Consider the following 6,905-nt stretch of genomic DNA (forward strand, 5'->3'; position numbering starts at 1 on the left):
GCCCAGTGCCCCGTCTGCCGCCACCCCCAGGGCTACTTCGTCCGGGTGGAGCTGGCGCCCTGGTCTTAAGGGAGGAAGCGCCCGGAAGCCCGGGCGCTTTTTCATTTGTCCGCCTGCCGGCGGACGTGGATTTTCAAAATTTGCCGAATATATCCCGGCACAGTATAGCAATTCTCCTTCGCCAAGAGTTTCACCTGCTCATACAGCTCCTGCGGCATGGATACGCCGACCTTTTTCTTGGGATTCTCTTTCATGGCCGTCACCTCACAGCAATATTACTGCATTTTGTTGTAAATGTAAATACAACATTTTGAGGTAAACTATACTCTTTATGAGGTGATCTCCATGTATCAGCGCATCAAAGACCTTAGAGAGGATTCCGACCTCTCCCAAGCCCAGGTCGCGTCTCATCTCCACTGCTCCCAGCAGGCATACAGCAACTATGAACTGGGCCAGCGGGACATTCCTTCCGCTGTACTGATCCAGCTGGCTGTGTTCCACCATACCAGTGTGGATTACCTGCTGGGCCTGACCGATGTCCGTGAGCCATATCCCCGGACATAGGCGGGCGCATCGTGATGCGCGTCATACCCGTAGTTGTCCCCGGTCCACCCACTCTGTAGGGCCCGATGCCCTCATCGGGCCGCATGTTCCCTTTTCATCCTGCCGTTTAAAAAGCGGCCGCCCACCGGGCGGCCGCTTGTTTTATCTGCTTTTATTTGATCTCGTAATCCCGGCCGAACTGGAGCTCGCCGAAATCGATGCGGCTGCCCCGGGCGGACCGCACCTCTTGATGCTCCTCCTCGTCCTCCCGGAATTCCTCTCCGGAGACAGGGGGAAACTCGGCGGTATCCTCCAGGTCCTCCTGGGGTTCCTCCGCCTGCTTGGCCCGCAGGTTCTCGGCGGTGGCGTCGGCCATGGCCTGGGCCAGCAGCCGCTGGACATTGTCGTCGATCTCCTCGACAGCCTCCTCCACCGGGTCGGCGCTCTGTGCGGCGCCGGCGGGGCACAGGTCGGCCAGCTTGTCCAGAAATTCCGCCTGTCCAGCCTGGAGGGCGCGCACCTTCTCCACAAAGGAAGCGGTAGCCCGCTGGGCCTCCTGGAGGCGGTAGGCCTCCGCCGTCAGCTCCTTGTTGATCTCCTCTTTGCGGCGCAGGGCCTCGCCCTCCGCCTCCCGGAGAATGTCGGCCTTCTTCTGCTCGGCCTCCTTCACCAGGTCGTCGGCCATCCGCTGGGCGGTCATCAGAGCCTTGCGCATGGCCTCCTCGGTGGAGCGGTACTCCTCCACCTTGTCCACCAGCACCTTCATCTTGCTTTTCAGCACCGCGTTCTCGCTGTACAGGGTGGAGTAATCCCCGGTGAGCACATCCAGGAACTCGTCCACCTGGGCCATGTTATAGCCGCCGAAGGACGCCTTCTGGAAGGCGCGCTCGGATACTTCCTGCGGAGTCAGCATAAAAATCCCTCCGATCCAAAATTACAGGGACAGGCCGTGGTCTGTCTGTCTCAAAAATACAGCCCGTTGTTCTCTAATTCATCGATCAGGTCGCCCAGAATGTCCACGTTGTAGGGCGTGATGATGTAAGTGGAGATGGCCGCCCCACCCGATGCTCCGCATCGTGCGGGGGCCCCGGGATTCTAAAATCCTCGGGCGAAATCAATTCGCCCTGCGGAAATTCTCCGGGCCTGCGGCCCTCCGAATTTACGGCGCCTCCCGGCGCCGCCCCATCTGCGATGGGGCCCCGGTGGCCATCTCAGAAGTAGAGCCCGTTGTTTTCCAGCTCATCGATCAGGTCGCCCAGAATGTCCACGTTGTAGGGCGTGATGATGTAAGTGGAGATGGCCACCTTCTTGATCTTGCCCTCGTTGGCGTAGGCCACGCCGGACAGGAAGTCCAGCAGGCGGCGGGCGATCTCCTTGTTGGTGGACTCCAGGTTGAGCACCACGGTGCGCTTCTCCCTCAAGTGGTCGGCGATGGCGGAGGCGTCCTCAAACTTCTCCGGCTTCACCAGCACCACCTGGAGCTGGGTGGCCGCCCGGATGTTCACCACCTTGTTGCTGCGCCGCTCCTCGTCGCCGGGGGTATAGGCGCTCTCCGTGCGGGCCAGGCGATCGGTGCGCTCGGCGCGGTCAGTCCGGTCCCGGCGCTCCACAGGGCGGGGGGACACGTCGAAGTCGTCCTCAAAATCGTCTTCTTCCTCATCCTCATAGGGGTGGGCCAGTCTCTTGAATTCATCAAAGATTCCCATGGCAGCTTCCTCTTTTCTTTGGCAGGTCTATCATGCGTCCGTGGGGCCTCAGCGGGCCGCTCCCATGGGGGGACGGGGGCCAAACAGGGCGGTGCCCACCCGGACCAGGGTGGCCCCTTCCCGGATGGCGTCCTCATAGTCTCCGCTCATACCCATGGACAGACAATCCATATCAGTTTGATTATCCGACATTTTTTCCCTTATGTCAACAAAAAGCTGACGCATGGCGGCAAAATATGGCCGGTTGGCCCCCGGCTCCGGAGAGATGGGGGGGATGGCCATCAGGCCCCGGAGGCGCAGGTGTCCCAGGCTCTGGGCCAGCTCCGCCAGGGCGGGCACCTCCTCCGGCAGGCAGCCTCCCTTGCTCTCCTCCCTGGCGATATTTACCTCCAGCAGAATGTCCTGCCGGATACCCAGCTTGTCCGCCTGGGCGTCGATGGCCCGGAGCAGCCTCTCGGAATCCACCGAGTGGATCAGCTCCACCTTGCCCACCACCTGCTTGACCTTGTTGGTCTGGAGGTGGCCGATGAAGTGGACCCGGGCCCCGGCGTAGGCGTCCGCCTCCAGGTGGGCGGTGAGCTCCTGGACCCGGTTCTCTCCGCAGACCTGGATGCCCGCGGCGATGGCGGCCCGGATGGTGTCGTCGGTCTGCACCTTGGTGGCGGCGCACAGGGTGACCTCTTTCGGGTCCCGCCCCGCGGCCAGGGACGCGGCCTCGATTTTGGCCTGAACGGCCTGAACATGCTCCTTGATACCCATAAAAATCCTTCTCTCTGTCTGGCGCTGTGGTTTTATCCTTTGCCGCCCTCAGGCGGTTATTTCCAACACGAAATCTCCCGTAGGTGCGGCCCGATGGGGGCGGGCCCTACGGCTTCACTCCCCGGGTCCTCAATATTCCAGCAGCTGTCCGTCGTACAGCCCGGTGCCCTGGACGATGATCTCATCCCCCGCCCGGAGGGCGCTGCTGCCCGACCCGGCGGCGCGGACCACATAGTAGCCGCCGCCCTCGGTGACCACCTCGATCCGCTTAAACTCCACCCGGCCGCCCACCAGGGCGTAGATCCCCAGGCGGTTCTCCTCCACGGTCTCCCCGGTGGACTTGTCCTCATAGGTCACGGTGACCATGCGCACCGCCTCCTTGGGCACCCGCAGGCCGGACCAGCTGTCGAAGATCAGCTCCGCCGTCTGGCGGCGCAGCAGGGTGGTCCGGGCCAGGTAGCGGTCGGAGGAGAAGACCACCACCGACTTGCCGTCCTCGACCGGACCGATCTGGTCCACCCGCATGTCCACATCCTGGGAAAAGTCCCCGGTAAACCGGAGCTTGGCGGTATTTCCCTCCCGGAGCCGCTGGGTCACGTCCTGGGGCAGGGCGGCGGCAAAGTACCACCGGTCGGCGGTGATCAGCTTGCCTACGCCTCCGCCGCCGGCGCCGTCCCCCGCCATCAGCTCCCGGAGGGAGGAGGGGGTGAGCTGGAACACCGTCTCGGGGGTGAGTAGGCTCTCATAGCCGTCCACCAGACTGGAGAAGACCCCCGACTGGGCGGCCTTCACCCGGGTGGTGGCGGCGGCGTTCTGCTGGCTCAGGGCGGTGTAGCTGCTCCGCAGCTCCCGGAGCCGGTCAGACAGGTCGGCGGAGGTCACCCCGTCGCCGTAAGTATAGCCCCGCTTGAGCACGCTGCTCTTGACGGTGCGCACCTGCTCCTCCAGGTCATTGTAGTCCCCCAGGGCGGAGGCGGAGCGCAGGGCCACCACCGCCTGGAGGATGTCCTCGTCCAGCCGCGCGGCGGACTCCACGTTCCCCGCGTCATAGACGGCGTACTCCAGCACTCGGATCTCCTGCTCCAGAGCGTCCAGCTCCGCCTGGTCGGCCTGGGCCTGGCTGTCCCGGTAGACCAGGGCCACGGTCTGGCCCACGCCCACCTTTTCTCCCTCGCCCCGGGTCACCTCCACGATGCCCCCCTCGACGGTGAGCACCTGCTCCTTCCGGACCAGGATCCCGTCGGCCTCCACGCTGTCGTTGGCGGTGTACTGGTAGGCCAGGGTGGTGGTGTAGGGGTCGTCCAGGGTCCGGAAGGCGTAAAATCCGAAATAGACACACAGGGCGGCGGCAATGGCCACCATCACAAAGGTGATGAGGGATTTTCCTTGCTTCATGGCTGTTCTCTCTTTCTTTCAGCGGGGATGGAGGGATTTCCCGGGGCCGGAGCTCAGTCGCCGCCGCCCGGTTCGGTGAAGGGCACGGGGCGCTCCGGGGTGATGGTGGAGATGGCGTGCTTGTAGATGAACATCTGCTTTCCGTCGCTGGTCAGTACCACGGAAAAGGCGTCGAATCCGGTGACATAGCCCCGCATCTGGAACCCGTTCATGAGAAAGACGGTGACAGGGCGGCGCTCCCGGCGCAGCTGGGTGAGAAAAATTTCCTGAAGGTTGTTGGTTTTCGGCATAAGTAGCACTCCTTTTTCTGTACGGGCCAGGAGTTTACGGCTCCGCGCTGCTCACAACGGCTCCGCGCTTCTGCTTGTCACGCTGCGCCTGTTCGCGACGCGCGGCTTCCCTTCGCCTCGGGCTTGAAACAGGTCCGCTGCGCGTCCCTTCGGTTTCTCGCCCTCGCTCCGGTCCATCCGCGCTGCTCTCGACGGCTCCGCGCTTCTCTCGGCCCTGAGTGCCCTTATCCTATACCAAATTCTGCCACATATTCTGTCGAAGCCTGACAGGTCCTCTCAAAATCCGTTTTTTCCCCCCAGAGCAGCCATTTGGCCCCCCGGTTCCGGCGGAACCAGGTGATCTGCCGCTTGGCATACTGGCGGGAGCGGAGCTTGATCTCCTCCGCCGCGGCCCGGACGTCCCCATCCCCCCGGAGGGCGGCGGCCATCTCCTTGTAGCCGATGGCCTGCATGGAGGTGCACTTGTCCGGCACGCCGCTGTCCAGGAGGGCGCGGACCTCCTCCACCAGCCCCTGGGCCATCATCACATCCACCCGGCGGTCGATGCGCGCCCACATGTCCTCCCGGCGCTCAAAGCCCAGGGTGAGGGTCAGGGCGTCGTACCGGGGCGGGATGGCCCTGGTTTCCGCGTTGTGCTGGGTGATGGTCTTTCCGGTGGACAGCCAGACCTCCAGGGCCCGGATGATCCGCTTTTCGTCGTTGGGGTGGAGCCGGGCGGCGGTGTCCGGGTCCACCCGGGACAGCTCCGCCAACAGGGCCTGGCCCCCCTCGGTCCGCATCCGCTCCTCCAGCTCCCCCCGCAGGGGGCTTTCGGGGGAAAAGGCGGCGAAGGTCCGGCCGGACAGCAGGGAATCGACGTACAGCCCCGTCCCCCCGGCCAGGATGGGCAGCTTCCCCCGGGCCAAAATATCGTCCACACAGCGGGCTGCCATGTCCACATACCGGGCCACGGAAAAGTCCTCCTCCGGGTCGGCCACGTCGATCATGTGGTGGGGGACGCCGCCCATCTCCTCCGCCGTGGGCTTGGCGGTGCCGATGTCCATGCGGCGGTAGACCTGCATGGAGTCGGCGGACACCACCTCGCCGTTGTGGCGGAGAGCCAGCTCCACCGCCAGTTTGGTCTTGCCCGAGGCGGTGGGGCCGGTGATCACTAAAATTTTCGGGGGCATGGCCCCACCTCCTTTGCATTGAAATTCTTGGGGCGGCGGGGCAAGCCCCCGCCCTACAACAGATTACCCGTCAGGCCCGCTTGAACTGCTTCTCCAGCTCCTTTTTGGTCAGCTGGATGGCCACGGGACGGCCATGGGGGCAATATTTTTCCCAGCGGGCCGTGCCCACCGGGGACCCTTTTGATTTTGTCCTCGGGCGGAAGTGAATTCCGCCCTGCGGCGGCTGCGCCTGTAAAATATTGCCCATCAGATCCGCTTGAACTGCTTCTCCAGCTCCTTTTTGTTTAGCTGGATGGCCACGGGACGGCCATGGGGGCAATATTTTTTCCCAGCGGGCCGTGCCCGCCGGGGACCCTTTTGATTTTGTCCTCGGGCGGAAGTGAATTCCGCCCTGCGGCGGCTGCGCCTGTAAAATATTGCCCATCAGATCCGCTTGAACTGCTTCTCCAGCTCCTTTTTGTTTAGCTGGATGGCCACGGGACGGCCATGAGGGCAATATTTTACGCTGCCGCTCATCACCGCCTGGGCCACCCGCTCCAGCTCCCGGGGGCTGGTCTTCCAGCCCCCCTTGATGGCCGCCTTGCAGGCCATGGTGTGGAGCAGCTCGTCCCGGGCGGCGGCGGGGTCGGCCCCGCCGGTGGTCAGCAATTTCTGGGCGATCTCGGTGAGGGTGGCCTCAATGTCCTCCACCTCCACGTCGAAGGGGGCCTGGCGGATCACCAGTTTTCCACCCAGCTCGTCCACATCGAAGCCGAACTCCTCCAGCAGGGGCAGGCGGGACAGCAAAGCCTCCTGCTCCTCCGCCGCCAGGCGGCAGGTCACGGGGGCCAGCAGGGTCTGGGCCATGGGGTCATAGCCCTGGGCCTTCATCCGGTCGAAGTTCATCCGCTCGTGGGCGGCGTGCTTGTCGATGAAGAACACCTTCTCCCCCTGCTCCACGATGATGTAAGTGTTCAGCACCTCGCCCGCCAGCCGCCAGGGCTCTTCCTGGGGGAGCAGGGCGGGGGAGGGTTTCCCCTCCGCCGCCCTGCTCCCCCAGGAAG

8 protein-coding genes and 2 pseudogenes are annotated in these 6,905 nt (G+C 63.9%); 1 reads left to right on the forward strand and 9 read right to left on the reverse strand.

Annotation, left to right across the window (positions count from 1 at the left end):
• Positions 1 to 101: 101 nt before the first annotated feature.
• Complete coding sequence (locus tag I6E42_RS12460; RefSeq protein ID WP_235372337.1) at positions 102 to 254, reverse strand: hypothetical protein; 153 nt, start codon at positions 252 to 254, stop codon at positions 102 to 104.
• 91 nt (positions 255 to 345) lie between these two features.
• Between I6E42_RS12460 and I6E42_RS12465 the strand changes: the two genes are divergently transcribed.
• Positions 346 to 564: a helix-turn-helix domain-containing protein gene (locus I6E42_RS12465; protein ID WP_235372338.1), complete on the forward strand. Its 219-nt coding sequence runs from the start codon at positions 346 to 348 to the stop codon at positions 562 to 564.
• A 151-nt stretch (positions 565 to 715) separates the two neighbouring features.
• On the opposite strand, the gene I6E42_RS12470 is transcribed toward I6E42_RS12465, so the two are convergent.
• The 8 genes and pseudogenes from I6E42_RS12470 to I6E42_RS12510 form a co-directional block, all read right to left on the reverse strand.
• On the reverse strand, positions 716 to 1,456 hold the full coding sequence (locus tag I6E42_RS12470) for a DivIVA domain-containing protein (protein ID WP_235372339.1): 741 nt from the start codon (positions 1,454 to 1,456) through the stop codon (positions 716 to 718).
• A 298-nt stretch (positions 1,457 to 1,754) separates the two neighbouring features.
• A complete protein-coding gene (locus tag I6E42_RS12480) occupies positions 1,755 to 2,249 on the reverse strand; it encodes a cell division protein SepF (RefSeq protein ID WP_235372340.1) in 495 nt (164 codons plus the stop codon).
• A 48-nt stretch (positions 2,250 to 2,297) separates the two neighbouring features.
• Complete coding sequence (locus I6E42_RS12485; protein WP_235372341.1) at positions 2,298 to 3,008, reverse strand: YggS family pyridoxal phosphate-dependent enzyme; 711 nt, start codon at positions 3,006 to 3,008, stop codon at positions 2,298 to 2,300.
• Between the two features lie 129 nt (positions 3,009 to 3,137).
• A pseudogene (locus I6E42_RS12490) lies at positions 3,138 to 4,406 on the reverse strand (HlyD family efflux transporter periplasmic adaptor subunit); the annotation flags it as partial.
• A gap of 50 nt (positions 4,407 to 4,456) precedes the next feature.
• The gene (hfq, locus tag I6E42_RS12495; protein ID WP_235372343.1) at positions 4,457 to 4,693 is read right to left on the reverse strand and encodes an RNA chaperone Hfq; all 237 of its coding nucleotides are present in this window, start codon (positions 4,691 to 4,693) and stop codon (positions 4,457 to 4,459) included.
• A gap of 224 nt (positions 4,694 to 4,917) precedes the next feature.
• Positions 4,918 to 5,862, reverse strand: coding sequence for a tRNA (adenosine(37)-N6)-dimethylallyltransferase MiaA (gene miaA / locus I6E42_RS12500; RefSeq protein WP_235372344.1), 945 nt, complete (start codon positions 5,860 to 5,862; stop codon positions 4,918 to 4,920).
• A gap of 70 nt (positions 5,863 to 5,932) precedes the next feature.
• Complete coding sequence (locus tag I6E42_RS12505) at positions 5,933 to 6,286, reverse strand: hypothetical protein (protein ID WP_235372345.1); 354 nt, start codon at positions 6,284 to 6,286, stop codon at positions 5,933 to 5,935.
• Positions 6,286 to 6,905: pseudogene (locus I6E42_RS12510) on the reverse strand (DNA mismatch repair endonuclease MutL); the annotation flags it as partial. The pseudogene I6E42_RS12510 and the gene I6E42_RS12505, both read right to left, overlap by 1 nt.

Source organism: Pseudoflavonifractor phocaeensis (assembly GCF_021531815.1).
Classification (GTDB): domain Bacteria; phylum Bacillota; class Clostridia; order Oscillospirales; family Oscillospiraceae; genus Lawsonibacter; species Lawsonibacter phocaeensis_A.

Coding starts and splice junctions, on each gene's coding strand:
- I6E42_RS12505 (WP_235372345.1), bottom strand. CDS start 6,286: ATGGGCAATATTTTACAGGCGCAGCCGCCGCAGGGCGGAATTCACTTC.
- I6E42_RS12460 (WP_235372337.1), bottom strand. CDS start 254: ATGAAAGAGAATCCCAAGAAAAAGGTCGGCGTATCCATGCCGCAGGAG.
- I6E42_RS12480 (WP_235372340.1), bottom strand. CDS start 2,249: ATGGGAATCTTTGATGAATTCAAGAGACTGGCCCACCCCTATGAGGAT.
- I6E42_RS12470 (WP_235372339.1), bottom strand. CDS start 1,456: ATGCTGACTCCGCAGGAAGTATCCGAGCGCGCCTTCCAGAAGGCGTCC.
- miaA (WP_235372344.1), bottom strand. CDS start 5,862: ATGCCCCCGAAAATTTTAGTGATCACCGGCCCCACCGCCTCGGGCAAG.
- I6E42_RS12485 (WP_235372341.1), bottom strand. CDS start 3,008: ATGGGTATCAAGGAGCATGTTCAGGCCGTTCAGGCCAAAATCGAGGCC.
- I6E42_RS12465 (WP_235372338.1), top strand. CDS start 346: ATGTATCAGCGCATCAAAGACCTTAGAGAGGATTCCGACCTCTCCCAA.
- hfq (WP_235372343.1), bottom strand. CDS start 4,693: ATGCCGAAAACCAACAACCTTCAGGAAATTTTTCTCACCCAGCTGCGC.